Origin of the sequence: Pseudomonas sp. AP19, assembly GCF_001728855.1 — a bacterium.
Lineage (GTDB): Bacteria > Pseudomonadota > Gammaproteobacteria > Pseudomonadales > Pseudomonadaceae > Aquipseudomonas > Aquipseudomonas fluorescens.
In genome coordinates this window covers 14,824-41,043 of the sequence record NZ_LXJP01000027.1, presented here as the reverse complement: position 1 = coordinate 41,043, position 26,220 = coordinate 14,824, and the positions used below count along the sequence as shown (strand labels likewise).

Genomic DNA, 26,220 nt, shown 5'->3' with positions numbered 1-26,220 from the left:
ACCGTCTCTTGTCCAACCAAACCCCTCAACCGGCACCGTCTTCCCGCGCCCTGCGCTGGGCGGTGGCCGGCTCAGTGGTGGTGATGATCGCCGCCGGTGCGCTGTTCTACTACGCCTCACAGTTGGCGGCCGCCAAACGCCAGACCAACCACAATGAAATTGCCGTGACCATCCATGGGCATGCCTGCGAACCCAATGAATTGACCGTGCCCGCCGGGCGCGCGAGCTTTCGCATCATCAACCGCTCCGACCGGGCGGTGGAATGGGAAATCCTCGACGGCGTACTGGTGATCGAAGAACGCGAAAATATCGCCCCGGGGTTAAGCCAGATCATCAACGCCAACCTGCAGCCCGGCGACTATGCGATCACGTGCGGCTTGCTGAGCAACCCACGCGGTACGTTGCACGTCACACCGACCGCGGAGTCGGACGCCCAGGCCAAGGCCAAGCCGTCGATGGTGGCCTTTATCGGCCCGCTGTCGGAGTTTCGCGTGTACCTGAGCAGCCAGGGCAGTGCACTGATCAAGGCGGTGACCGCGCTGGAGCAAGCCATTCAGGCCGGCGACCTGGCCCAGGCCCAGGCGCTGTATGTGCCAGCCCGTGAGGCGTATCAGCGACTGGCGCCGGCGTCGCAGCGCCTGGCCGAACTGGATAACGCGATCAACGCCCGCGCCGACTACTTTGAAAAGCGCGAGCAGGACCCCGCCTTCAGCGGCTTCCACCGCCTGGAATACAGCCTGTTCGAGCAGCGCACCCTGGCGGGCCTGGCGCCGGTCGCTCAACGTCTGCTCAGCGACGTCACCGCGCTCAAGCAACAACTGCTGGCCCAGTCGCTGCCACCCGAGCAACTGGTGAGCATTGTGGTGCGCAACCTCAATAGCCTGGCGGATGTTCGTGCCGCCAGCGGTGAAGAGGAACGCTACAGCCATATCGACTTGAATGGCTTTGCCGCCAACCTGCAAGCCGCCCACAAGGTGGTGGAGTTGATGCGCCCGTTGCTGAGCAAATCCGCGCCTGACGTGCTGCCGAAAATCGACAGCGCTCTCGAAGCGTTCGACGCCGAACTCAATGGTTTGAAGACCGATAACGGCTATAGCGCGTATGACAGCGTTACCGCCGATCAGCGCAAGCAGATCGCCGACAAGGCCAAGGCTCTGGCCGTTGCACTCGATGGAATCGACCCCGCCCTTGGCCTTTCCGGCCTGCAGTGAAGACGAGCTAACACATGAGTGATTCAGAACAATTTTCAGCGCAACGCCGCCGTGTCCTGCTGGGCATGGCCGCCACCGGTGCCGCGATTGCCGGTAGCACCCTGACCTGCCCGGCCATGGCGGCCGCCGCCGCCGAACAGGTCACCACCGCACCGCGCAGTGACAAGACCCAGGACCACCAGGACTTTTTCGGCAAGCACCAGAGCGGCATCGTCACACCGCGCCCGGCCTGCGGCATGCTGGTCGCGTTCGACGTACTGGCCAGCGACCGCGAAGACCTCGAGCGCCTGTTCCGCACGTTGAACGAGCGCATCCGCTTCCTGATGACCGGCGGGACCGTGCCGCAAGTCGACCCGAAACTGCCGCCCACCGACTCCGGCATTCTCGGCCCGGTCGTGACACCGGATAACCTGACCATCACCGTCTCCGTCGGCGAGTCGCTCTTCGATGAGCGCTTCGGCCTCAGCGCCGTCAAACCCAAGCGCCTGATCCGCATGGTCGGCTTCCCCAATGACGCGTTGGAACCGGCGCAGTGCCACGGCGACCTGAGCCTGCAATTTTCCTCCAACACGCCAGACACCAATATCCACGCCCTGCGCGACATCGTGAAGAACCTGCCGGACCTGCTGCTGGTGCGCTGGAAACAGGAAGGCAGCGTACCGCCACAGGCCCCCGCCAAGCCTGGCGAGCCTGCGCAGAGCGCGCGTAACTTCCTGGGCTTTCGTGACGGTTCGGCCAACCCCAATTCCAACGACAACAAGGCCATGGACCAGATTGTCTGGGTGCAGCCCGGCAAAGACGAACCGGCCTGGGCCGCCAATGGCAGCTATCAGGCCGTGCGGATCATCCGCAACTTCGTCGAGCGCTGGGACCGCACACCGTTGCAAGAACAGGAAAGCATCATCGGCCGCGTCAAACCGACGGGCGCGCCGATGGACGGCGACAAAGAAACCCAGGTGCCTGATTACAGCAAGGACCCGGAAGGCAAATTGACCAAGCTCGATGCCCACATCCGCCTGGCCAACCCACGCACCCCGCAGACTCAGGCCAACCTGATCCTGCGTCGGCCGTTCAACTACTCCAACGGCGTCAACAAAAACGGTCAGCTGGACATGGGGCTGTTGTTCATCTGCTACCAGGCTGACCTGGAGAAAGGCTTTATCAGCGTGCAAACCCGGCTCAACGGCGAGCCTCTGGAGGAATACCTCAAGCCGGTCGGCGGCGGGTACTTCTTCACCTTGCCGGGGGTCGTCGGGCCCAAGGATTTCATTGGGCGCACGCTACTTGCTGCAACGCACCCTCAAACCACTGCCAACACTTAAAACAAACTCAGAGCGGATACGTCACATGAAGAAGTCGATTATTGCGTTGTCGTTGTTAATGAGCCTTTCGCCGCTCGCTGCATTCGCCGCGACTGCGCCGCTGGACCTGGTCGGCCCGGTTTCGGACTACAAGATCTACGTCACCGAAGAAATTGGTGAGCTGGTCACCCAGACCAAAGCATTCACCGATGCAATCAACCAAGGCGACCTGGCCACCGCCAAGAAGCTCTACGCGCCAACCCGCGTGCACTATGAGTCCATCGAGCCGATTGCCGAGCTGTTCAGCGACCTCGACGCCTCAATCGACTCGCGCGTCGATGACCACGAAAAAGGCGTGACCGCCGAAGACTTCACCGGCTTCCACCGCATCGAATACGTGTTGTTCTCGCAGAACACCACCAAAGGCCTGGAGACGCTGACCGCCAAGCTCAACACCGACGTCAACGACTTGAAAACCCGTGTCGATGGCCTGACCTTCCCCCCCGAAAAAGTCGTCGGCGGTGCCGCCGCATTGCTCGAAGAAGTCGCCGCCACCAAGATATCCGGTGAAGAGGACCGCTACAGTCACACCGACCTGTATGACTTTCAGGGCAACATCGACGGCGCGAAGAAAATCGTCGACCTGTTCCGTGGCCAGATCGAGAAACAAGACAAGGCTTTCCTGGCCAAGGTCGACAAGAACTTCGCCACCGTGGACAAGATCCTGGCCAAATACAAAACCAAGGATGGCGGCTATGAGACCTACGACAAGGTCAAGGAAAACGACCGCAAGGCACTCGTGGGTCCGGTCAACACCCTGGCTGAAGACCTCTCGACCCTGCGTGGCAAGCTGGGTTTGAACTGATACAGCGCCCAGGCGTTCGGGTGGCCCTCAAGGGCCTCCGAACGCCTGGGGCAGCTGTCAGGATTCAGGGGTGAACTGCTCCAGCGGCGTCGCTTCAGGCCTGTTGCTAATGGAATTGATCGCGTACCACGAGCCGTTCTTCTGCACCGCCAAGACTTGCTTCTTCCCGCTGAAGCCTTTGCGGGCGCCTGGAAATTGTCCGTCCGATGGGCGGGCAAACTGGGTACCCGAAGCGTCCAGGGTCCATTTCCACTGCACGATAGCCTTGGCCGGCACATAAACATTCGAACCGATATGAAACGGTGCGCCGTTAGCGATCTTTCTCAGCACCTTAACGCCCTTCGGCCCCACCCGTAATAGCTCAGGAATGCTTTCCAACGGATTGAACTGGCCGCGAATCAATGACGCGCCCCCTTTCAGCCCGGCCATGGTGAATGGCTTGCCATTAAAAGGAATCAACATTTTCAAACCCTTGGCAAAATTCTTTGCCCCCGACCACCCGCCCGTGGCAAGAAAAGACAGAAGGTCAATCGCCAGGCCTTTCGCGCCGGCTTCTATGTTGCCCTCCACCAAATCAGCAATGGCGCCCACATAAGGGATCAGGCTCAGTACCATTCGAGCATTCTCGGCAGTGAACAAGCTGCTCGTTGTAAACGGAAAAGTACGTCGGTGCAGCGCTGTCGGTTGGTTGGCATAGGCGATCAGCCCAACACGGTTTTCGTCAAAACTATAGGCCTGCAGTTTTTGCACTATTTGAGCGGTGATGGAAGACGTAAAGGTATCGGGTACGCGATGGTGAGTGTGGGCTGGAGGCCTCTCTAACGGATCGCCAAGCTTCTCGATGATCACCTCCGATTTCACCCCGGAGCGTGGCGCGGAGCCTGACCGATAGGCGTCGAAATCGAACGGCAACATCGTGCCCTTACGGTATTGGGTATTGACGCTGGCGAAAGGTCCGTAGGGTTTCACACCCTTTTTGATCTCACCGTCGAGCATCAACGTATCGGGCAAATCCGTGCGTTCAATCATCGTTCTCGAGTTGGGGAAAACCTCGTAATAACCGTACTTGGGCGTGGCCTCGCCTGTTTCGTAGCGCAACAAAACGCCATGGACACCCCGGCTGTTGCTTACCTTTGAATCTGGCTGACTGTCTTGCGCCAGGTCGTCTCCGGTCGCTTGGCGCAAACTATAGAGCTGAACGTCCTTCGACCTCTCCAACGCCATGCGCTGCTTGAGGGGTAATTCCGTGAACATCAGCTTCAATGCCGTCAAGTGGGCTGGTCGGGCCTCGGTGATGTATTTGTCAACTGCGGAGGGCACTAACGACTTAATGTTTGGCAGTTGCTTGAGGCGCTCTTTAAAGGTGGCCATCGAAACGTCGCGATGAATAAATGCGTTGTCCGTCCAACTATCCTGTTTACCCAATAACGGCTTATCGTTCGCTTGATTCATCAGAATCACATCGGTCAACCGCTTATTAGCACGGTTTTTTCGCTCCGCTCGAATGGCCCCTGCGGAAAATTCTAAATTAGGGATACCGTCAAGCGTGAGGTTACTAATCTCATCCTTGGTCATCTCTGGAAATAACAAAGCCAGTTGCTGGATCAAAATGCTTGTTTCGGTAGGCGGATCGTTCATTAAAATGCCGAATGCCTCGCGCGTTTGGTTTTCGCGCTCGGTGAACGCTTTCGCCGCAGCCTCGTAGTCCCCCGCAGAGTATTTGCCATCTGAAGTCGCGGGAAAAACGCCCGCCATCACTGCCCAGTCCAGCAGCGGCTGGACGCCCAGCTCCTTGATCAACGCCTCTTGGTTAGGCCCTGCGGCGTCCTTGCGAGCCAGAGCCATGGCTTGTGTGAGGTTCAACCGTGCATCGCCCGCTATCGCACAGCCAAGGCGCAAGTTCATCCAGCCGGTAGAGCCGACCTTGATGAATTCCGGGTCGCGGTTGAGTACTTGCGCGGTATCGGCAGGTACGGTGGGGTCTCGCTGGACCAGCATCTCGGGTGCCGACTGGGCGAGAAAAAGGTGGGCCATCAATGCCGAGACCTTGGCGTCGACACCTCTGCCTTCCAAATGTTTCTCGACGCTCTCGCGCACCTCTTTAAGCGTACGACCCAGATTTTCCGGCTGATACAACGCGTAGCCGGCCACGGTCCCTCGCCTGCCTGGCAGAGCTGTATCCACGTTGAATTTGAGTGCCGTTGCCAAGAGCTGATGACGGTCAGCCCTTGGAAGCACCTGACCATCGGCCACTGCAAACAATTTAAGCGACTTGGCGATCTCTTCAGCCAGGACGATGGCCTGCGGCGAATCAAAAAACGCAGCGAGTTGACTGTCCGGGTCGGAATGGGACTGGAAACCTAGCGTAGCGCTGGAAAAGTCCTTGAACAATGCCATGACCCGGACTGATGCGCCTGTGAGCGTTTCACGGGCTTTATCGGACAAACTTGCCTGCCCTTCCCCGTAGGGCGTCATGCTCGCATAGTCACCCGCCAATGGGGCCTGCGGCAATCGAGTCTCCAACCATGACACCGTTATGCGTAACTGGCCAACGGTTTGCGGGACGTCAGGGGCATAAAACGCCAGGGCCTGACGTGCATCGTAAGTGCGCGTTGAGTACAGCGCATCTCCGGTTTTTTTGCTCATCTTGACTAACTGATCAAAATCCGTATTCATCTTGCGGGCGCTATGCCCTTCTACGTCATCAGTTCTCGACGCCCGCTCAATCTCTTCGTCGAAGCATTGTTGGAGAGAGACCCAGTCACCTGCCAGATTGCGCATCTGCAGTTCGCCCTCCGACAGCCTGAACTCACTCATCCTGAACTCGCTGCCGGGTAGATCAAATCCGGCCTTCTTCAGAAAGGCCTGGAATGTCGCTGAACCCAGGAATTCGAGAAATAGATTACGCGCTTTTTTACTGCGCTGGTCCAAGGCCGCGCCGGGCTCGACGATCACGGGCTGCTCGTTCAGGTTCAACACGTTATCGTCAGGTTCGTTGGTGAACTGAGATCGAAATTGCTCTACCAGACGCGTGCGTACGGCGTTGTCCTGCCGGCACTCGAACAGCTCTTTGAACTGGTTTTCCCACTGCTGGCGTTTGGTTTGGGCAATCTTGGGCCATCCGTGGTGCTTGAGTTGCTTGCCCAGTACCGGCGCAGACTTGTCATTGTGTGGCGGCGTTACCCCATAAAAATCCAATAGCACATCGCGTCCCATTGCACTAAGGCTCGGACCAGGGACACCGGGTAACCCCAGGTCATTCGGCGACAGCACTTTTTGTAAGGCGCTGACCTGTTTACTCACCTGGCCCCAACCTGAACCATCGGTGATCGAGAAACGCTGGAACGTTTCTTTTCCGTCGCGCACCACGACGCCCGTTACGCAATCACTGAATACTCGAATGGTTTGCGGCTTCAAGCCTTGAGCGCTGAACCAGGCCTGGACGGATGCCTCATTGATCGCGTCGTTGTACATCTCCACAAACGGTGCAACCGATGAGTTCCTGGGAATAGGTAGTTCATTCGTTTTGCCCGTGTTCAACCACTGCTGCAGTTTTTTTTGCAGTGCCGTGTCGGCCGTTGCAGCGTCAGCCGCAGCCGGGTATCGGAGACGGCCTTTTCCACGGTTGGCGGGCACGTCTGCACCTTGAGTGGCAGTATCACGTCGGGTGCGGCCAGACGGTTCCTGCAGCTTCAACTGACGCAGTGACGTGGTATTAAAGGGTTCGGACCGACTGGGGCGCGGGGTTACAGCGGGCGCCATGAAAGCAGGAGGTTCATCGGGGGCGTGTAAGGGCGGTGCGGGTACTTGAGGGTTGATGGGCTGGCTAAGAAGCGTGACGTTACCTTTCGCAAGGATTGTCGACATTACACGGTCTCTCTACAGATTGAAGTGATGAGAGTTCTTGTCCGTAAAAACAATCGACTACAAAAGTATTAAGAAACATACGCATAGCGCATAGGATATTTCTCGATATACAAAGGGAAACATCTAGGCTGAAACGGCCAGGTAACGCCCCGCACCTCAAGAAGGCCCGGGGCGTTGTGCTTACGCAGCCTCTGTGCCCAATGGTTCAAACCCGTCCAACGGCGTACCGTTTGGCAAACCGGTGCTCGGGTTGATTGCGTACCACTGCCCATCGACCTGCACCGCGTTCACGGGCACCGAATGATTGCGCCCAACGTGAGCGGCAGGCTGGCTACTGCCACCCTGAGTCATCGGTGAACGACTGAACAGGCTGCTGTGCACGCCAAGGCACAGGCGCAGCTTTTCTTCCACGGACCCTAACGTGGTCAACACCGATGGCCGCAGCGCTTTGCTCAATAGCTTAGGCACGGCGAAGACGCCTCTTGCCGCGCCGTTCAGCAAGCTCGCTGAGCCGTCCAGCGGATTCAAAAAGCCACTGACGACCAGAACGCCCTTTTCCAGGACACGAAAAGCCTTGGCACCGAAAGGCGCAACGACTTTTGTGGACTTGATCAATGGCCGCAAGGTTGAGCCGGCGCCGCCTACAAAAGCACCCACCGTATCGAGGATCAGCCCGCGTGTACCCTCAACGATATTGCCCTTCGTCAGTTCCACGATTGCACCTACGAAGGGGATCATACCCAATAGAATGCGGTCCTTTTGACGCAACAGTTCGCGCTGTTGCTCCAGCGGCAATTCGCCCTGGGCGAGCTTGAGCACTGTATCGCGGTGATGCACGAAGTTCCCGTGCATGATGCGCCGGACGATTTCCTGCGTTCGCTCTGAAGAAAAACTGTCGGGAACCAAACCAGCGCTATTACTTGGCGTCGCGGATACGTCTGCGGGCAACGTGTCGCCCAGTTTCTCAATAATGATGCGTGCGGACGTGACACCCGGCCGAGGCCTGTCGCTGGAGGTGTAGGCGGCGAAATCAAACGGCTGCTCCTGACCGTTCTGCGTTTGTACGGTCGATGGCGCCCAAGGCCCATAGGTTATCTTGTGTTCCTGAAGGGTGCCTCCCAGCGATAACGGCGCCGTCAAGTCATCACGTTTTACGATCAGTTGCTTTTCCGGGAACACTTCAAAAAACCGAATCACGCCGTTGTATTCGTTGCGCAACAACGTGCCTTTGCGTCCTCGTCGCTCTTCGACCCGACCGGGCGTCTCTTCAAGCGTCAGCACTTGATCGGTTTGCTCGCGCAGCGTAAACAACTCGGTAGCGCCATATTCCAACGCCTGGCGATCAGGCAATGGCAGGTCCGCAATCATCCGCCGTGTCATGACGCTCAGCGCTTGCTTCAAATTGGCCAGATAGGTGTCGACCGCACCGGGGACCTGGTCCTGCACATTCGGCAAAAGCGCAATTTTGGCATTCAACGCCTGGACGTTTTTATCCACAGCGGCTTGCTCGGCGGCACCCAGCACCGGCTCAGCCGCATACGGTGACTTCTTCCTCGCAGGTTGCGGCGGCTGCTCCCGGGGGGCCAACAGCATCCAGCGATCTCGCTTAAGGTCGCCGGACATGTAGGTCTCCACCAAAGAGCGTGTTCGCGGCTCTGAAGTTTTTAGGTTGCGGCGCTCATTCGGGTCTGCGATGCACACCCTCAACGCTTTCAACTGCTTAACGCTGAGGTCCGCAAACACCTTTTGCAAATTTTTGATCGCCAGGTCTTCGCGTGTCGGCATCGCTGCGTTGAATAACGTCAGGGCCTCTACCTTCTGCTTACGTTCGGCATCGAAGGCCTGTATCGCTCGCTGATAATGCTGCGGCGTGTATCGGCCGTCCGCCGGCCTGGCGTAGAGCCCGCGCATCAGGGCCCAGTCGAGCACGACGTCGACCCCATAATTATCCAGCACCGCTGCTTCTTCCGGCGTTCGCGCATCCAACCGGCTGAGGGCCATGATCTCCTCATAAGGCATGGCGCGGGAGCAGCCCGCACCGCCCAGGCGCTCGGCGAACATGACACTCAGACGCAAGTCTGCCCATTGCGTGGAGCCTATGCGCAGCGTAGCGGGAGTGCCTGGCACCAGAAACTCGGGCGCCGCACTCGCCAGCAATAGATGGGCCACGAGGGGCGCGGCCTTGGGGTCGAGCAGCTTGTTTTGTTTGAGGTGGGTTTCGACATCCGCACGCACCTCGGCCAGGCTTCGCCCGCTGTTGCCAGGCTGATAAAGGTCATAGCCGGCGACAGTGCCCGCGCGCCCAGGGGCATCAGGATCAAACTGCAGCTTGATGGCGGCGATTACCCACTGCGCGCGCTCAGTGTCGGACAATTGCGAGGTGCCAGAGGCCCCAAGAAAACTTCGATCCCGGGCAAGCAGGTCACCCCAGAACAATGCAACAGGGTCTCGAAACACTCGGTCGAGAAAGTGATCCGCTTGAGTACGCAACGCTTCAGGGGTATTGCGCTCCAGGATGCCGTCAACCCCGAACAATCGCAGGAGGTTGAGCCCGCTCGACTCGCCTTCATCCTCCTCCTCGTCATCGTTGCTCAGCTCGGCCAGAACACGCTTGTCGGCAGCCGACAAAAGCCCGGGGGCCCACGTGGTAGCGAGCAGATGGGAGTAGTTTCCCTGGGCGGGAGGCGGCGGCAATGCAGCAGTGAGCCAACGGATGGCATTGCGCAACTCGCCCGCCGTCTTGGGCAGTACCTGCCCGTGAGAACGCAGGGCATCGTCGAGCAGGACCTTGCCGTTGGCGTTGCGGGCCAACGCCGAGGCACTGCTGACCTGCACTTCCAGGCCGGCCAGTGCCACGGCTTCGTCATCGGACTTATCGGCGAGATGTTGCGTCAAGACGTTTGCCAGGTGAGCACGCTCATCCAAAGCGCCGATAGCGCTCCTGGCCATTTGCACCCGGCCTTCAAGCTCTGCCTTTCGGCTGGGAGGCAGTGTCGACCAGTCGGTTGTCGACAGCGCATGTTGGACCCGTTTTACATCACCCTCGCCGGTGGGTGGCTGCACGCCATACCAGCGCAGGAGCATGTTGCGCGAAAAACTATCGCTGTCATCGCTGACGTACGGCACGCCCTGCCCGTCAGGATCAAGCCCCTGCACAGCGGCACGCAACCTTGCACTGACTTGCCGCCAACCGGACGCATCGTCGGTGGTAAATGTTTGCACGCTTGAGACACCATCGCGGGTGATGCTGCCGCTGATCGAGCCTTGCTTGACCACCAGCGTCGACAACGCAAAGCCTTTGCTCAGTAACCAGGCTTGAATTTCAGGCGTATTCAGCGCGCTGCGGTAGGCATCGTAGAGCGGGAAAATCGTTGCATCGCGTGGAACCTGCACTTTCTTGTCTGCTGCACCGCGCAGGGCCGAGCCTCCCAGCGAGGTCTGCAGCACACGGTCGGCCCTGGAAGAGGCTTCAGCGGTGGGGGCGACTAAGGGTTGAAGAGTCCACGCGGGGGTCTGTGTATCGGGTGTTTGAGGCGCGGGGCTGCGCTTGGTGCGAACAGCCGTGTCGATGGCAGGGTTGGCGACGGGTGCGGGTGAAAACGGCAGCGCCGCTGGCGTGAACGTACGAGCCTGAGGGGCTGGCGAGATGTTCGACATTTCTAGTTCCTCTGTACCGTTGAAGGGTAAGAGTTCTTGTCCCTAAGAACTGTCGAGAGGAACTGTACGAATTCACGTCTGCTACAGGAGCAAGCACACTCTCAAAACTGCGAAGGAAGTCAGAGAGTTGTCGTAAGAAATACGCCGTTTTACAGGATACGGTAGAGCAACCGCTCAATCCGCACCCGGCTGACCCGCCGCAGGAACTTGCCCACGGCAGGTGGATACTCCAGCAGCGTCTGCAAGTGTTGGTAACGCTCGATGCGGGTGGTGTGCTGAAAAATCTGCGCCAGCTCCGTACGCCGCGGCCCAAGCCACTGGCCTTGCGGGTCGTCGATCAGCAAGGCATTTTCGAGATCGAGACGGAAGGCCCGTGGGTTGAGGTTATTGCCCGTAAGCAACGTGTAACGCTGGTCAACCCACATCCCCTTGAGGTGGTAGGTATTGTCACCGTCGCGCCATAAGTGCAGGTTCAACTGGCCGCTGTCGATCATCGGCTGATGGCGTTTGGCGAAGCGGCGCAGGCTGATTTCATACAGGTAAGGCAGCGCCGAGATCACCTTGAACGGCTCGCTGGGCGGTATGTAGAAATCATTGGCGGTTTTGTCGCCGACAATGATGTCGACCTTCACCCCACGCGCCAGGGCCCGGTTGATTTCGCGGGTCACCGGCAGCGGCAGGTTGAAGTACGGCGTACAAATGGTCAGTTGATGCTGGGCACTGGCGATCAGCTCGAGGATCACCCGGTTCAACGGGTTGTTCTTGCCGACCCCGAGCAATGGGCTCACCGACAAATGGCCATTGGGCAACAGCCCCGTGGTGGTGTCATAGGCGGCGTGCTTCAAACGGCTGCGCAAATCGCCGATGTCGTTGCGCAGGCTGCGGGTGGTCGGCAGGTTGGGCAAGTCCAGGCGGTGCACGGCCTTCGACGCGACCAGCCCGTGCTCCACCAGGTGTTGCATCGAGTCAGCCAACGGCGGGTTGTGGATCAGGTGATAGCGGTCAAAACGGTACTTGTCGAACTTGTGCAAGTACACGTTGTTCAGGCTGGCACCGCTGTACAGCACCGTGTCATCGATCACAAAGCCCTTGAGGTGCAACACGCCGAACAGTTCGCGGGTTTGCACCGGCACGCCGTAAACCGGCACGTTGCTGGCGTGGGTCTGGGTCATGGCCTGGTACCAGGCGCTGTTGCCCGGCTGCTTGCCGGCACCAATCAGCCCGCGCTGGGCACGCAACGAATCCACCACCACCACAATGTCCAACTCGGGCCGCGCAGCCTTGGCGGCGTGCAGCGCGTCGTAGATCTCCTGGCCTGCTTCGTCCTGCTGCAAATACAGCGCAACGATGTAGATACGCCGTGTGGCCTGGGGGATTTTTTCCAGCAGGCAACGGCGAAACGCATCAGCGCCGGACAGCACCTCGATGGCATCGGGAGTCAGTGGGAAACCGCGCAGCTTGGGCAACAGGGAGCGTTTGAAGAACGACGGCATAAGGCTCGCAATGGTCGAATCCGAAGAGGCCCCGAGCTTACACCATGGGGGTGCTCAGGTCTCGCTGTCGCAGCGAGGAAAAATTCAATTGACCAAGGAGAACGATCGTTCTACTGTTGCCGGCATGAATGATATTACCCTGAATGAAACCCGCGACATTATCCTCGACGTCGCCGAAAAGCTGATCTATCGCCACGGCATCGCCGCCACCGGCATGGACTTGCTGGTGAAGACGGCCGGTGTCTCGCGCAAAAGTATTTACCGTTACTTCGCCAACAAAGACGAATTGGTGATGGCCGCGCTGCAACGCCGCGACGCGCGCTGGATGCAATGGCTGCGCGGTGAAGTGCAACGCAGCGAAGGCAGTGGCGAACGCCTGCTGGCGCTGTTCAGCGCCCTCAAGGTCTGGTTTGGCTCGGCGGACTTTCGCGGTTGCGCCTTTATCAACACCAGTGGCGAAACCGGCAACCCGCAAGACCCGGTGCGTCTGCTGGCCAAGGCGCACAAACAAAAACTGTTCGAGTACGCACTTGAACTGTGTGAAGCCCATGGCACCGCCGCCCCCGAACAGCAGGCCGCGCAACTGCTGATCCTGATCGATGGCGCCATCACCGTTGCTTTGGTGATGGGTGATGCAACGGCTGCTGATAATGCGCAATGCATGGCGCGAACGTTATTGGCGCTTTGAACGCACACGCGTAGCAACTTTCGATAACCCTATTGTGTTCAGGAGCTGGCCCATGTCATCCAACACTGAAGTCCGCCCACCGCTGCCGCCGTTTACCCGCGAGTCAGCCATCGAGAAAGTCCGCCTGGCCGAAGACGGCTGGAATTCCCGCGACCCGCAGCGCGTGTCCCTGGCTTATACGCCGGACACGCAGTGGCGAAACCGCGCCGAGTTTGCGCACAACCGCGAAGAAGCCAAAGGCTTCCTCACCCGCAAATGGGCCAAGGAGCTGGACTATCGGCTGATCAAGGAATTGTGGGCGTTTACCGGCAACCGTATCGCCGTGCGTTATGCCTATGAATGGCACGACGACTCCGGCAACTGGTTCCGATCCTATGGCAATGAGAACTGGGAATTCGACGAGAACGGCTTGATGGCGAATCGTTTTGCGTGCATTAACGACCTGCCGATCAAGGACAGCGAGCGCAAGTTCCACTGGCCGTTGGGCCGGCGCCCGGATGATCACCCAGGCTTGTCTGACCTGGGTTTATAGACCCCCGCGCTCAACCGATGGGAGCCGGTTTGCCTGCTCCCACCGGCCGAAGCTGTTCAGTCCTGATTCAGGCCGACCCGATACAACACACCCTTGTCCTCATCGGTCAGCACATACAAGTAGCCGTCCGGCCCCTGGCGCACATCGCGAATCCGCGCGTGCAAACCACCCAGCAGACGCTCCTCATGGATCACCTTGTCACCATCGAACTGCAGGCGGATCAACTCCTGGCTGGATAACGCGCCGATAAACAGGTTGTGCTGCCACGCCTTGAATCGATCGGCGTCATAAAACGCCATACCACTGATGCCCGGCGATTTTTCCCAGACGTGATGGGGCGCCACGGTGCCTTCCACGGTCTTGCCTTTGGCTTCGGGAATTGGCGTGAGGGAATAGTTGATGCCATGGGTTGCCAATGGCCAACCGTAGTTCTTGCCACGCTCGATGATGTTGATTTCATCGCCGCCACGCGGCCCGTGTTCATTTTCCCAGATCGTGCCGCTCCACGGGTTCATGGCCAGCCCTTGCGGGTTGCGCTGCCCATAGGACCAGATTTCCGGGCGTACGCCCTGCTGACCAACGAACGGGTTGTCATCCGGCACGCGGCCGTCCGGGAAGATCCGCACCACTTTGCCTTGCAACTTGTCCAGGTCCTGGGCCGTCGGGCGGTCGTTGTTTTCACCGAGCGTCACGAACAGGTAGCCATCGCGATCAAAAGCCAGACGTGAGCCGAAGTGGTTTCCGGTAGAGAGCTTGGGCTCCTGGCGCAGGATGACTTTAAAGTCTTTCAAACCGCTCAAGTCATCGGCCAGACGCCCACGCCCGACGGCGGTGCCGGCTTTGCCACCCTCGCCACCGCCTTCGGCGTACGACAGGTAGACCATACGGTCCTGCTTGAAGTCTGGCGAGAGCACCACATCGAGCAACCCGCCCTGCCCTTTGGCCCACACCTGCGGCACACCGGTCAATGGTGCTGAAAGCTGGCCGTCCGGGCTGACAAACCGCAGATGGCCAGGACGCTCGGTCACCAGGAAGCCTTGTTTGTCCGGCAGAAACGCCACCGCCCACGGGTGGTCCAGGCCTTTGGCGATGGGGGTCGCCGTGATGCTGCCTTGCTGGCTGGGGAACTGCTGGGCATCAGCCGCCCAAACGGCCGTGATGGGCAGCAGCGTGGTTGCGCAAAGTGCGGCTAGAAGGGTTTTGCGTAGAAACATAAGACAGAGTCCTTACCGGCGATTGCCGTTGGCATCGTAAGTGGGCGCTTTGGTGTCGGTCGCGGGGCGGCTCGGAGCAGCATCGCGTTTCGGGTAGCGATTGCCGATGCCACCATTTTCGACGGTGGGTGCGGGGCTGGTCGGCCCGGTCTGGATACCGCGAACGGCCGGCGCATTGGGCTGGGTGCCCTGCATGCTGTTGGGGTTGGCCCGATGAGTGGGGCTGTTGTTGGAGTCCTTGCTGCCGGGCAGGTTCTGCGCCTGGGCGAATGGCGCGAGCGCCAGACCCAACGCGAGCACTGCAAGATGACGCACACAGCTGTTCATGACAAAGCCTCTTGGCGGCGAGTGGTACCTGCTTTCGATAACACGCTACGCCTTGGGTTCGGCTTTCGACATTAAATAGTTTCTCATCAGATGTAACACAATCTGTCCGCGCATCTGCCCGCCGAAACTTTTGCCAACGCCTGCCAGTCACCAGAACACCGACTCTTCTCAAGGAACGCGAGCATGCCAAGGGCAATCTGGAAAGGCGCGATCAGTTTCGGCTTGGTCCATATCCCGGTCTCACTGGTCTCGGCGACGTCCTCCGAGGGCGTTGATTTTGACTGGCTGGACAAACGCAGCATGGACCCGGTGGGCTACAAGCGCATCAACAAGGCCACCGGCAAGGAAATCAGCAAGGATAATATCGTCAAGGGCGTGGCCTACGAGAAAGGCCGCTATGTGGTGCTCAGCGAAGAAGAAATCCGCTCGGCTCACCCTAAATCGACCCAAACCATCGAAATCATCGCCTTTGTCGCGGCGGACCAGATCCCTCTGCAAAACATCGACACCCCCTACTTCCTGGCCCCGGACAAACGAGGCGGCAAGGTTTACGCCCTGCTGCGCGAAACGCTGAAGAAAACCGCCAAGGTCGCGCTGGCCAATGTGGTCCTCCATACCAAGCAACACCTGGCGGCGCTGATGCCACTGGACTCGGCACTGGTTCTGGTGATGCTGCGCTGGCCCGCCGAGGTGCGCAGCCTTGACGAACTGGAACTGGGCAGCGATGTGACCAAACCCAGTTTGACCAAGGGCGAGCTGGACATGGCCAAGCGCCTGGTGGAAGACATGAGTGCCGACTGGCAGCCCGACGCGTACCGCGACAGCTTCCAGGAAAAGATCATGGCGCTGGTGGCGAAAAAGGCCAAGGCCGGCAAGATCGAAGACGTGGAAAGCCAGGAAGGCAGCGAGGCGCGTAAATCGGCCGATGTCATCGACCTGACGGAGCTGCTCAAACGCAGCCTTGCCGGCCAGGCCAGCGCCGCCAAGCCCGCGACCAAAAAGGCCGCATCGAAAAAGCCAGCCGCGAAAACGTCCTCCAAAAAGGCCTCCAGAGCCTGACACCCGCCGGAGCACGCCATGGCAAAGCCCCTGAGTGAATACAACCGCAAACGCGACTTTGGGATTACCGCAGAGCCCGCAGGCGAAGCGCCGGCCGCTAAACGCAAGGCGTCGGCGCTGTCATTCGTGATTCAAAAACATGACGCGCGCAACCTGCACTACGACTTTCGCCTGGAGCTTGATGGCGTACTCAAGAGCTGGGCAGTGCCGAAAGGGCCGAGCCTGGACCCGAGCCAGAAACGCCTGGCGGTCCACGTCGAAGACCACCCTCTGAGCTACGGCGCCTTCGAAGGCAGTATCGCGCCCGGCCAATACGGCGCCGGGGATGTGATCGTGTGGGATCGCGGTATCTGGCAACCCCATGACGAACCACACAAGGCGTATGCGGCCGGCAAACTCAAGTTCACCCTGGTCGGTGAAAAACTGTCCGGCGATTGGGCATTGGTTCGCACCCGGCTCAAGGGCAGCGGCGATAAGCAACAGTGGTTGCTGATCAAGGAACAGGACCCGCAAGCCAGGCCGGCCGCTGACTACGATATCGTCCGGGACCAGCCGGAAAGTGTGCTCAGTGGCGCGGTGGTCGGTACACCCAAGTCGCCTAAGAAGCACGAGAAAGCCGCCACCGCCCTGCCCCAACAGCTCACCCCGCAATTGGCGACCCTGGTTGACCGCGCACCGGCCGGCGACTGGCTGTATGAAATCAAATTCGACGGTTACCGCATGCTGACACGCATCCGCGACGGCGAAGTACGCCTGTTCAGCCGCAATGGCAATGACTGGACTGACCGCCTGCCGCGTCAAGTCAAAGCCCTGCAGGCGCTTAAACTCAAGGACAGCTGGCTGGACGGTGAAGTGGTCAGCCTCAATGCCGACGGCTTGCCGGACTTCCAGGCGCTGCAAAATGCATTCGATATCGGCCGCAGCCTGGACATCGTCTATTACCTGTTCGACGCGCCTTTTCTGCAAGGCCAGGATCTGCGCGAAGCCCCCGTGGAGGCACGCCGTGCTGCGCTCAAAGCGGCGCTGTCCGGCAGCCGCAGCAAATTGCTGCGCTTCTCCGAAGCCTTTGCCGCCAACCAGCGCGACATCTTCGAAAGCGCCTGCGACCTCGCCCTGGAGGGGGTAATCGGCAAGCGCGCAGGCAGCCCTTATGTGTGCAGCCGCAGCGCCGACTGGATCAAACTCAAGTGCCGTTTGCGCCAGGAGTTCGTGATTGTCGGCTACACGCGGCCCCAAGGCTCGCGCAGCGGGTTTGGCGCGCTGCTGCTGGCCGTCAATGACGCCGCCGGGCTGGTGTATGCCGGGCGCGTGGGCACCGGGTTTGACCAGGCGGCGCTGAAGTCGATCTACGCGCAACTCGCCCGCCTGGAGCGTAAAACCTCACCGCTGGAACAGGCCTTGACCAGCACTCAGGCGCGCGGCGTGCACTGGGTTGAACCCTCGCTGGTCGGCGAGGTGAATTTCACCGAATGGACCCGCGAAGGCGTGGTGCGCCAGGCGTCATTCGTGGCATTGCGCACCGATAAGCCAGTGACGCAGATTACGCGTGAGCTGCCGCGGAGCGCCAAGTCCGTGAAGAAAACCACGCCGGCAAAACGCGTCAGCAGCGGCGTGAACATCACCCACCCAGACCGGGTGATTGACCCGCAGACGGGTACACAAAAACAGCAATTGGCCGCCTACTACGAGAGCATCAGTGAATGGATCCTGCCCTTCCTGTGCCGCCGCCCGGTGTCGCTGCTGCGCGCGCCGCAAGGCATCGAAGGCGAGCAGTTCTTCCAAAAACATTCAGAGCGACTCGCCATTGCACACATCAAACAGTTGGACCAGACGCTTGACCCAGGCCATGCACGCCTGATGGAAATCGACACCGCCAGCGCCCTGATCGGCGCCGTGCAGATGGGCACGATCGAGCTGCATACCTGGGGCGCCACCTCGGACCACATTGAAACCCCAGACCTGTTTGTGCTCGACCTCGACCCGGACCCGGCACTGCCTTGGAAAGCCATGCTGGAGGCGGCGCAACTGACACTGTCGGTATTGGATGAGCTTGGGCTCCAGGCGTTCGTCAAGACCAGCGGCGGCAAAGGTCTGCACCTGGTTGTACCGCTCGCACGCCGGGACGGCTGGGAGACCGTCAAGGCGTTTGCCAAAGCCATCGCGCAGTTCATGGCGCAGCAACTGCCCGAACGTTTCAGCGCAACCTCAGGCCCAAAGAACCGGGTCGGCAAGATCTTTATCGACTACCTGCGCAACGCCCGTGGGGCGAGCACCGTGGCGGCCTATTCGGTGCGGGCACGACCTGGCCTGCCGGTATCGGTGCCGGTGAGTCGCGAGGAGTTGAAAGGGTTACGCAGTGCCCAACAGTGGACGATTGCCAACCTGCACGAGAGGCTGAAGCAGCTCAAGGATGATCCGTGGGCCGGTTATGCCCACCGGCAGAAGATCAGCAAGACCATGTGGGACAAGCTGGGCGCGAAACCACCGCAGTGATTCGCGCCCGTGGGTGATTTAGATCAGGATAAAGATCAATGCCAGCCCAGCGAAGATCGCCCACTTTTCCAGGTAGTAGCGCGCACGGTTGCGCTTTTTGAGCTCTTTACCACGCAGCCGGATCTTGTACAGGCGCGTGAACGCGCGGTTCAAACCGCCGGTCTTGTCGCCATCATCATTCGGCGAACCGGCAGCCGCCATCACGTTACGGCTGAACCAACGGTTGAACGCCGCCGCCCAGCGGTACTTCATTGGGCGCTCGATGTCGCAGAACAGAATGATGCGGTTGTGCGCCGTGGTGTTTTCCGCGTAGTGAATGTAGGTCTCATCAAACATCACCGGCTCGCCGTCGCGCCAGTAATAGCTTTCGCCATCCACATTGATGTAGCAGCCAGGGTCATTGGGTGTATCCAGGCCCAAGTGATAGCGGTAGGAACCGGCATACGGGTCGCGGTGGCGTACCAGCTTGGAGCCCCGCGGCAACTCGGCAAACATCGCCGCCTTGATCGAGCCAATGCCTTGCACCAGTTCCGTGGTGCGCGGGCACAGCTTCATGGCGGACGGGTGGCTGTCGCCGTACCACTTCAGGTAAAAGCGCTTCCAGCCGGACTTGAAGAACGAGTTAAAACCCACGTCGTTGTACTGGTCAGAGCGCTTGATCTCGCCTGCGCGCATCAGGTTCTGGCCTTCCTGGCGGATTTCCTCCCAATGCTCCTGCAGCGGAGTCAGGTCTGGAAAATCGCTGGGCGACAGAAAGGGACGGCTTGGCTGCTTGGAAAACAAGTACAGGAAGCAGTTGACCGGCGCCAGGAACGTCGAGTGGTCGCTAAGCTGGCGGCCCAACTTGTGCCGCACTCTGCCACGCAGGTGAACATACGCAATGGAGGCAACGTAGAGAACAACAATAATGAGTTTCAAGGGATTCGTCACACGTCAGAAGAGAACAGGCTGCTCCTGCAAGCCCACAACGGCCGAGGATAAGTAAGCAGCACCTGAAATCACAATTACACGTTGGCAGTTAACGCGCGGGTTTATTGTCCGCACCACTGCCATTGGTGGTTATTTAGCCACAGTTTGTAACCAAAGGTTAACTAAGAATTGTGAAAAGCTGTCTACGAAACGTCATACGCACGCAAGGACCGGCCCGGGTACCGGACCATTGCAGGTGTACTTACCGCGGAGTGTGATCGTCTGTGCGCTCGCCACGCTGGAAACGGCCACCGCCCACCGGGGCGTACGGTTCAGCCTGGCGGTGCACGAGCATAAAGTGACGGAGCAGCGCGGCCAGCAAGCCCAGGAACGCCCCCACCACCAGACTCACCGCGATGATCATCAGTTTTTTCGGCTTGATCGAGCCCAGCGGCTCCTGGGCGCGGCGGTCGACGGCTACCAGTTTCAAATGGCTCATGTCGATGTTAAGGCCGCGCAGCCTGGCAGTTTCAGCCCGCAGCGGTTCAACATCCCGCAAGAAGATATCTTCGTTGCCACGCTTTTGCAGAATCTCAACTTCACGGTTGGATTCCAGCAGTTGGAGCTCTTTGCCAATTTCTGCAACACGGCTATTGGTGAAATCATCGCTGGTGCGCTGTTGCAACGCGGTTCGCTCGGCCTCCAGGGCTTCAGTGCCGAGGAAGTACAACGGAACCTTCTGATTGCTGATCTCGGTGCGCACCACCTGATTGGAGCCGGATCGCGTGGTATCGGCCATGGAGGATGGCGTCGTCGGCTTCCTGATGCCCATGGACTTGGCAATCGAGATCGCCTCGGCCAGTTCTGCCAGGCGGTCGGTGCGCTCCATTTTCATCTGCAGGCGCAGCGCACTGAGTTCATCCTGCAAACGGGCACGCTTGAGCCGGTCGGCCTCCAGCAGGGTGGCAATTTTGGATTCCTTTTCGGTTTCGTAATTGGCACGGGCAGCGTCGATTTTGCCTTTGAGTTCGCTGAGGCGGTTATTGACGATTACCTTAAGGTCGGCGCCGACCTGCTCGCGCTCCGCGGCAATGGCGTAGTCGACAAAACCGTTGAGGATTGCAACGCCGTCTACGCCACTCGGGTATTGCAACGCCAGGCGAATGGAATTACTCAGGGGATCGGCTTTCTTGGGGTCCGGCTGGATCACATTGATTGAGCTTCGATTGAAATCTTCAAAGCTCTGCTCGAGGCTGCGTCCCGGCCTTTGGTAGGCCTCGAACAATTGCTCATGGCTTTTAAAGAAGCCCAGGCGCGCCTCATAGGAATCCAGCTGCGTGCCGACTTTCGCCAGTGCATCAGCGGGAGGCAATTTATAGACCTCGGAGCGGTTCAGCGCATCCAGCTCATTGATGGCTGCAGGGCGCAACACACTGCTGACCTCATACTGCTTGGGTGCCAGAAACGCGTAACCCGCGCCGAGTATTCCGGTAAGAATCGTACAACCCACTATTAGTTTTTTTTGCCGCCACATGGCATGGAACAATTCAAACAGGTCAATTTCATCTGGCGGTGCCGGCGAATTGAGCGGAGAAGTTTGGTTCAAAGTAAGAACACTCTAAAGTTGACAATAGAAAGCCACCACCCCTGAAATTCGGACTTGACGCCCGACAGGCATGGAAACTCAGAGACAACGCCCTGAATACAAATGACCTATGGCACTCAGACCACTGGGTATGGCGAAAAATCCGATACTATTAGAGATTGTTTCTGTTTCATGTCGATGACCAAGCAAGGTCGTCCCTTATGTAAGACTCAGAATGCAATCAGCGTAGTCAATCGATGACTAAATCGCTGGCAAACCACGAAAAAACGCGGTTTGCGCCACCTGTCAGTCGCCATACCGTTACACATTGGCCGATTAACCGCGCGTAAACAGGTGCTCACACAGCACTTCGCCCCTCTGCAGTAAGGAAGTTGTATGCAATCGCTGTCAGACCCGGACTATCAAATGCTGCAGGGCGCTTGGGAGCAGACATCCCTGGAAGACAATGGCGTGCTCAACCCGGTTGATGCGCATAGCGCACCCGGGGCGATTACCACGATTAGCGGGGATCAATTCGAAGTGAAAACCGTCAATGGCGAGATATTGCTCGCCGGCAGTTTTTCTCTGGACAGCAGCACCCAACCCAAAAGCATTACCTGGGTTGACTCCATGGGCGATGACGCCGGCAAGCCGTTGCCCGCCAGTTATCGTCTGGAGGGTGAAGATTTTGTGTTTATCGCGGCGGATGAAGGCATGCCGCGCCCGGCGGTATTCAGCACCGGGCCCGGGCAAACCATGCGCACTTTTGTGCGCCGAGCCTGAACCGCGCGCCATCCGAACTGCCGACACAGTTTTCACATGGCCTTCACTTCCCGGCCTATAGGGTAAGGCCTACCTACTCCAGTGAATCCCTTGGCCCGCCTCTTTTGGCGGGCTTTTTTTGCGCAGCCGAACGGCTCAGACGGCGCGCTTGGTGGCGGTCAAGGTGAAGCACAGCGGCAATTGGGCCGGTTGGTGCTCGTATTGGTCATACAATTCCTCACGGTTTGAATGCGGATACTCGCGCAGATGGTCAATCTGCAACTGCGCCGAAACCAAACCGCTTACGATGCTGCCCAGGGTATGCACGTACCAATAGGACGTCGGCCCTGGCACCTCGTCCAGCCCTTCATAGACAATCGACTCCTGCAACACGAACGGATCGCGCTGGAAGTACGAACTGTCAGGCAGCAGCGGATTGGCAGACCGCGGGTCGAACACTTCAAGGAACGGGTGAGTTTCATAGATCACCAGGGTGCCACCGGGCTTGAGCGTACTGGCCGCATGCCGCATAAACAGCGCCACATCCGGCATCCAGCCCAGTACGCCAATGGTTACCAGGGCCACATCGAACCGCCCCTGTAAGCCCTCAGGCAGGTGATGGATGTCGGCTTCAATAAACGTGGGGTTGTGCGGCGATATGTCGGCCAGTTCCCGCGCTTGCTGGAGAAAGGCGCGGGATTGATCGACGCCCACCACGGAGCGCGCGCCCAAGGCGAACAGCGACAGGCTTTCGCGACCGTTGTTGCAGCACAATTGCACCACGTCCCTGCCGGCCACGCCGACCTCTTGCAGCAGTGCCGTGATGGTCGGGTCCAGGCATGAAAAGTCCGCACGGGCAATCGAGGCCAGCAGTGCGCTCCAGTGAGGGCTGTCTTTGTGCAGTGTGGCGGACGCATCCCAGGCGTCTTTGTTGCTGGCGATGGCCTGTTGGGCTGAGGGCATGTCCATTGCATCTCCCGATTGTCGTTTAAGCGAATTCAGGAACATAAGCCATTTACCTGTCGGACAAAACCCTCGGCGGCGGCGAAACTTCTGTCGAAGCCAACAGGTCAGTAAGCCAATGAGCGTTCAGCCGTTGAATGCCCCTTCCGAAGAACTCGCCGTGGCCAATCACGCTGATCTGCGTAATACCTTGTCCCTGGACAGCCTGAATTTTTTCCTGGCCGACGTCCGCGACGGGCTCGGACCTTACCTCGCGATCTACCTGCTGGCCGTGCATAAATGGGACCCGGCCAGCATCGGTGTGGTGATGACGCTCGCAGGTATCGCCGGCTTGCTCACTCAGGGCCCGGCAGGCGCGCTGATTGACCGCACGCGCAGTAAACGCGCGGTGATAGCCGTGGCCGCCATCCTCGTAACCGTCAGTTGCCTGACGCTGCCGTTTGTCAGCGCCTTCAGTTGGGTGGCCTTGACCCAGGCCGCCAGTGCCGTCGCCGCCTCGGTGTTCGCCCCGGCGATTTCGGCAATTTCGTTGGGGATCACCGGGCCGCGCGCGTTCACTCGCCGCACCGGGCGCAACGAAACCTTCAACCACGCCGGCAACGCCGTGGCGGCGCTGTTGGCCGGCGGCTTGGCGTACCTGTTCGGCCCAGTGGTGGTGTTCTACCTGATGGCCTTTATGGCGTTGGCCAGTGTTGTGGCGGTCAGTTGCGTCTCGGCCAAGGCGATAGACCATGAGGTTGCGCGGGGCTTTGACCCGACTCACAGCAGCGATCACGAACAACCTTCCGGCATGAAGGTATTACTCGGCAATCGCCCGCTGCTGCTGTTCGCCATCTGTTGCGCTCTGTTCCACCTGGCCAATGCCGCCATGCTGCCGTTGGTCAGTCAGAAGCTGTCACAGATCAACCTGCACATGGCCACGCCACTGACCTCGGCGTGCATCGTCGCTGCGCAATTGGTGATGGTGCCGATGGCGTGGCTGGTGGGGCTCAAGGCCGACCTGTGGGGGCGCAAGCCGCTGCTGCTGGCTGGCTTTATGATTCTGCCGCTGCGCGGCGTGCTGTATACCCTGTCCAGCGACCCCTATTGGTTGGTCGCCGTGCAGATGCTCGATGGCATCGGCGCGGGGATTTTCGGCGCGTTGTTCCCGGTCATCGTCAAAGACCTGACCCAGGGCACCGGCCGGTTCAACGTCAGTCTCGGCGCGCTGTCCACGGTGTTCGGGCTGGGCGCGGCACTGAGCAGCAGCCTGGCCGGTTTCGTCGTGCAACAGGCCGGTTATAACGCCGCGTTCCTGACGCTGGCGGGCGTGGCTGCGGTGGCGTTAGCCTTGTTATGGCTGGCCATGCCGGAGACGTTGATGAAACCATCCCTCGCTCGCCATACAACTGTCGCCTGACATATGCGACAATGCGCGCCAAATTCCAACACACAGCCAAAATTTTCTGCTCAGCGACCGGGTTTCGCGCCTTGATGTCGCTGTTGACGCATGCCTGAAGGCTCCTGCCGCCACGCTCGCAACTCATTGATAGGTAAAGTAATTGATCTCCACAGCTAACATCACCATGCAGTTCGGCGCCAAGCCGCTCTTCGAGAACGTCTCGGTCAAGTTCGGCGCCGGCAACCGTTATGGTTTGATCGGTGCCAACGGTTGCGGCAAGTCGACCTTCATGAAAATCCTCGGCGGCGACCTCGATCCGTCCGGCGGCCAGGTCATGCTGGAGCCGAACGTACGCCTGGGTAAACTGCGCCAGGACCAGTTCGCCTACGAAGAATTCACCGTACTCGACACCGTGATCATGGGCCACGAGGAACTGTGGAAGGTCAAGGCCGAGCGCGACCGCATCTACTCGCTGCCGGAAATGAGCGAAGACGACGGCATGGCCGTGGCCGAGCTGGAAACCGAATTCGCCGAGATGGACGGCTACACCGCCGAATCCCGTGCCGGTGAACTGCTGTTGGGCCTGGGTATCCCTCTGGAACAACACTTCGGCCCGATGAGCGAAGTCTCCCCAGGCTGGAAACTGCGCGTATTGCTGGCCCAGGCGCTGTTTTCCGACCCAGAAGTGCTGTTGCTCGACGAACCGACCAACCACTTGGACATCAACACCATCCGCTGGCTGGAAAACATCCTGACCCAGCGTTCCAGCCTGATGATCATCATCTCTCACGACCGTCACTTCCTGAACAGCGTGTGCACCCACATGGCTGACCTGGACTACGGCGAGCTGCGCCTGTTCCCGGGCAACTACGACGAGTACATGACCGTGGCGACCCAGTCCCGCGAGCAACTGCTGTCGGACAACGCCAAGAAGAAAGCGCAGATCTCCGAGCTGCAATCGTTCGTCAGCCGCTTCTCGGCCAACGCCTCGAAAGCCAAGCAGGCCACTTCGCGCGCCAAGGCCATCGACAAGATCCAGCTGGCCGAGGTCAAGCCTTCGAGCCGCGTCAGCCCGTTCATCCGTTTCGATCAGAACAAAAAGCTGCACCGCCAGGCGGTGATGGTCGAAAAAATGGCCAAAGGTTTCGACGGCAAGCCACTGTTCAAAGACTTCAGCTTCCAGGTTGAAGCGGGCGAGCGTGTTGCGATCATCGGCCCGAACGGCATCGGCAAGACCACCCTGCTGCGCACCCTGGTCAACGAACTGACGCCGGATGCCGGCAGCATCAAGTGGACCGACGCCGCAGAACTGGGTTACTACGCTCAGGATCACGCTTCTGACTTCGAAGACGACATGAGCCTGTTCGACTGGATGGGCCAGTGGACTCAGGGCGAACAAATGATTCGCGGTACTTTGGGCCGCATGCTGTTCTCCAACGACGAGATCCTCAAGTCGGTCAAAGTCATCTCCGGTGGTGAGCAAGGTCGCATGCTGTTCGGCAAGCTGATCCTGCAAAAGCCGAACGTGCTGATCATGGACGAACCGACCAACCACTTGGACATGGAATCCATCGAAGCGCTGAACCTGGCGCTGGAAAACTACCCGGGCACGCTGATTTTCGTCAGCCATGACCGGGAGTTCGTATCGTCCCTGGCCACCCGCATCATCGAGCTGAGCCCGAGCGGCGTGATTGACTTCAGCGGCACCTATGATGACTACCTGCGCAGCCAAGGCGTGGTGTTCTAAGTCACTCAAAGCGCCAGTGTGACGAGCGGGCTTGCCTCGCCTTGGGCTGCGAAGCGGCCCTGAAACCCAACACCGCGGTCTGCCAGGCAGAACGCGGTGTTTTTTTATGCGGACTGCTGCGCAGGGCAAGCCTGCTCGCCACAACACGCGCAGTGCCCACGTAGGC

18 protein-coding genes are annotated in these 26,220 nt (G+C 59.4%); 10 read left to right on the top strand and 8 right to left on the bottom strand.

All coding sequences use genetic code 11. The annotated features are described in order from the left end of the window. Nucleotides 1–8: 8 nt before the first annotated feature. The 3 genes from efeO (A7D21_RS19055) to efeO (A7D21_RS19045) are packed head-to-tail and all read left to right on the top strand — an operon-like array spanning nucleotide 9 to nucleotide 3,377. Entirely contained in the window at nucleotides 9–1,211 is a 1,203-nt protein-coding gene (gene efeO, locus A7D21_RS19055) for an iron uptake system protein EfeO (protein ID WP_069552367.1), read from the top strand. 14 nt (nucleotides 1,212–1,225) lie between these two features. Continuing rightward, nucleotides 1,226–2,533: an iron uptake transporter deferrochelatase/peroxidase subunit gene (efeB, locus tag A7D21_RS19050; RefSeq protein WP_069552366.1), complete on the top strand. Its 1,308-nt coding sequence runs from the start codon at nucleotides 1,226–1,228 to the stop codon at nucleotides 2,531–2,533. 25 nt (nucleotides 2,534–2,558) lie between these two features. Next, nucleotides 2,559–3,377 (top strand): iron uptake system protein EfeO, encoded by an 819-nt coding sequence (gene efeO, locus A7D21_RS19045; RefSeq protein ID WP_053256211.1) that lies wholly within the window; start codon nucleotides 2,559–2,561, stop codon nucleotides 3,375–3,377. Nucleotides 3,378–3,434: 57 nt separating this feature from the next. On the opposite strand, the gene A7D21_RS19040 is transcribed toward efeO (A7D21_RS19045), so the two are convergent. The 3 genes from A7D21_RS19040 to pssA all read right to left on the bottom strand — a co-directional run bounded on the left by A7D21_RS19040 (nucleotide 3,435) and on the right by pssA (nucleotide 12,394). Beyond that, nucleotides 3,435–7,013 carry a hypothetical protein gene (locus tag A7D21_RS19040; RefSeq protein WP_256556260.1) on the bottom strand — a complete coding sequence of 1,193 codons (3,579 nt, stop codon included), beginning with the start codon at nucleotides 7,011–7,013 and terminating at the stop codon, nucleotides 3,435–3,437. Nucleotides 7,014–7,424: 411 nt separating this feature from the next. Beyond that, nucleotides 7,425–10,901: a hypothetical protein gene (locus A7D21_RS19035; RefSeq protein WP_141718243.1), complete on the bottom strand. Its 3,477-nt coding sequence runs from the start codon at nucleotides 10,899–10,901 to the stop codon at nucleotides 7,425–7,427. 149 nt (nucleotides 10,902–11,050) lie between these two features. Further along, a complete protein-coding gene (pssA, locus tag A7D21_RS19030; RefSeq protein ID WP_069552364.1) occupies nucleotides 11,051–12,394 on the bottom strand; it encodes a CDP-diacylglycerol--serine O-phosphatidyltransferase in 1,344 nt (447 codons plus the stop codon). 124 nt (nucleotides 12,395–12,518) lie between these two features. Between pssA and A7D21_RS19025 the strand changes: the two genes are divergently transcribed. Further along, nucleotides 12,519–13,082, top strand: a complete 564-nt coding sequence (locus A7D21_RS19025) for a TetR/AcrR family transcriptional regulator (RefSeq protein WP_069552363.1) — start codon at nucleotides 12,519–12,521, stop codon at nucleotides 13,080–13,082. A 52-nt stretch (nucleotides 13,083–13,134) separates the two neighbouring features. Next, the gene (locus A7D21_RS19020) at nucleotides 13,135–13,614 is read left to right on the top strand and encodes a nuclear transport factor 2 family protein (protein ID WP_053256215.1); all 480 of its coding nucleotides are present in this window, start codon (nucleotides 13,135–13,137) and stop codon (nucleotides 13,612–13,614) included. Nucleotides 13,615–13,670: 56 nt separating this feature from the next. Here A7D21_RS19020 and A7D21_RS19015 read toward each other — a convergent pair whose 3' ends face one another. After that, on the bottom strand, nucleotides 13,671–14,828 hold the full coding sequence (locus tag A7D21_RS19015; protein WP_069552362.1) for a PQQ-dependent sugar dehydrogenase: 1,158 nt from the start codon (nucleotides 14,826–14,828) through the stop codon (nucleotides 13,671–13,673). Nucleotides 14,829–14,840: 12 nt separating this feature from the next. After that, nucleotides 14,841–15,155 carry a hypothetical protein gene (locus A7D21_RS19010; protein ID WP_069552361.1) on the bottom strand — a complete coding sequence of 105 codons (315 nt, stop codon included), beginning with the start codon at nucleotides 15,153–15,155 and terminating at the stop codon, nucleotides 14,841–14,843. A gap of 183 nt (nucleotides 15,156–15,338) precedes the next feature. On the opposite strand from A7D21_RS19010, the gene A7D21_RS19005 reads away from it, so the two are divergent. Together A7D21_RS19005 and ligD are read left to right on the top strand one after the other, a co-directional pair. Continuing rightward, on the top strand, nucleotides 15,339–16,214 hold the full coding sequence (locus A7D21_RS19005; RefSeq protein ID WP_069552360.1) for a Ku protein: 876 nt from the start codon (nucleotides 15,339–15,341) through the stop codon (nucleotides 16,212–16,214). An 18-nt stretch (nucleotides 16,215–16,232) separates the two neighbouring features. Beyond that, entirely contained in the window at nucleotides 16,233–18,707 is a 2,475-nt protein-coding gene (gene ligD, locus A7D21_RS19000) for a DNA ligase D (RefSeq protein WP_053256219.1), read from the top strand. 18 nt (nucleotides 18,708–18,725) lie between these two features. Here the strand turns inward: ligD and lpxO are convergent, their stop codons facing one another. Then, complete coding sequence (gene lpxO / locus A7D21_RS18995; protein WP_069552359.1) at nucleotides 18,726–19,625, bottom strand: lipid A hydroxylase LpxO; 900 nt, start codon at nucleotides 19,623–19,625, stop codon at nucleotides 18,726–18,728. Between the two features lie 253 nt (nucleotides 19,626–19,878). Beyond that, a complete protein-coding gene (locus tag A7D21_RS18990) occupies nucleotides 19,879–21,222 on the bottom strand; it encodes a Wzz/FepE/Etk N-terminal domain-containing protein (protein ID WP_053256221.1) in 1,344 nt (447 codons plus the stop codon). A gap of 375 nt (nucleotides 21,223–21,597) precedes the next feature. Here A7D21_RS18990 and A7D21_RS18985 point away from each other — a divergent pair, with 375 nt between their 5' ends. Next, entirely contained in the window at nucleotides 21,598–21,984 is a 387-nt protein-coding gene (locus A7D21_RS18985) for a TIGR03067 domain-containing protein (protein ID WP_069552358.1), read from the top strand. Between the two features lie 135 nt (nucleotides 21,985–22,119). Here the strand turns inward: A7D21_RS18985 and A7D21_RS18980 are convergent, their stop codons facing one another. After that, the gene (locus A7D21_RS18980) at nucleotides 22,120–22,932 is read right to left on the bottom strand and encodes a bifunctional 2-polyprenyl-6-hydroxyphenol methylase/3-demethylubiquinol 3-O-methyltransferase UbiG (protein WP_069552357.1); all 813 of its coding nucleotides are present in this window, start codon (nucleotides 22,930–22,932) and stop codon (nucleotides 22,120–22,122) included. A gap of 154 nt (nucleotides 22,933–23,086) precedes the next feature. Between A7D21_RS18980 and A7D21_RS18975 the strand changes: the two genes are divergently transcribed. After that, entirely contained in the window at nucleotides 23,087–24,325 is a 1,239-nt protein-coding gene (locus A7D21_RS18975) for an MFS transporter (protein WP_069552393.1), read from the top strand. 142 nt (nucleotides 24,326–24,467) lie between these two features. Then, on the top strand, nucleotides 24,468–26,054 hold the full coding sequence (locus tag A7D21_RS18970) for an ABC-F family ATPase (protein WP_073637695.1): 1,587 nt from the start codon (nucleotides 24,468–24,470) through the stop codon (nucleotides 26,052–26,054). The last annotated feature ends 166 nt before the right edge of the window (nucleotides 26,055–26,220 follow it).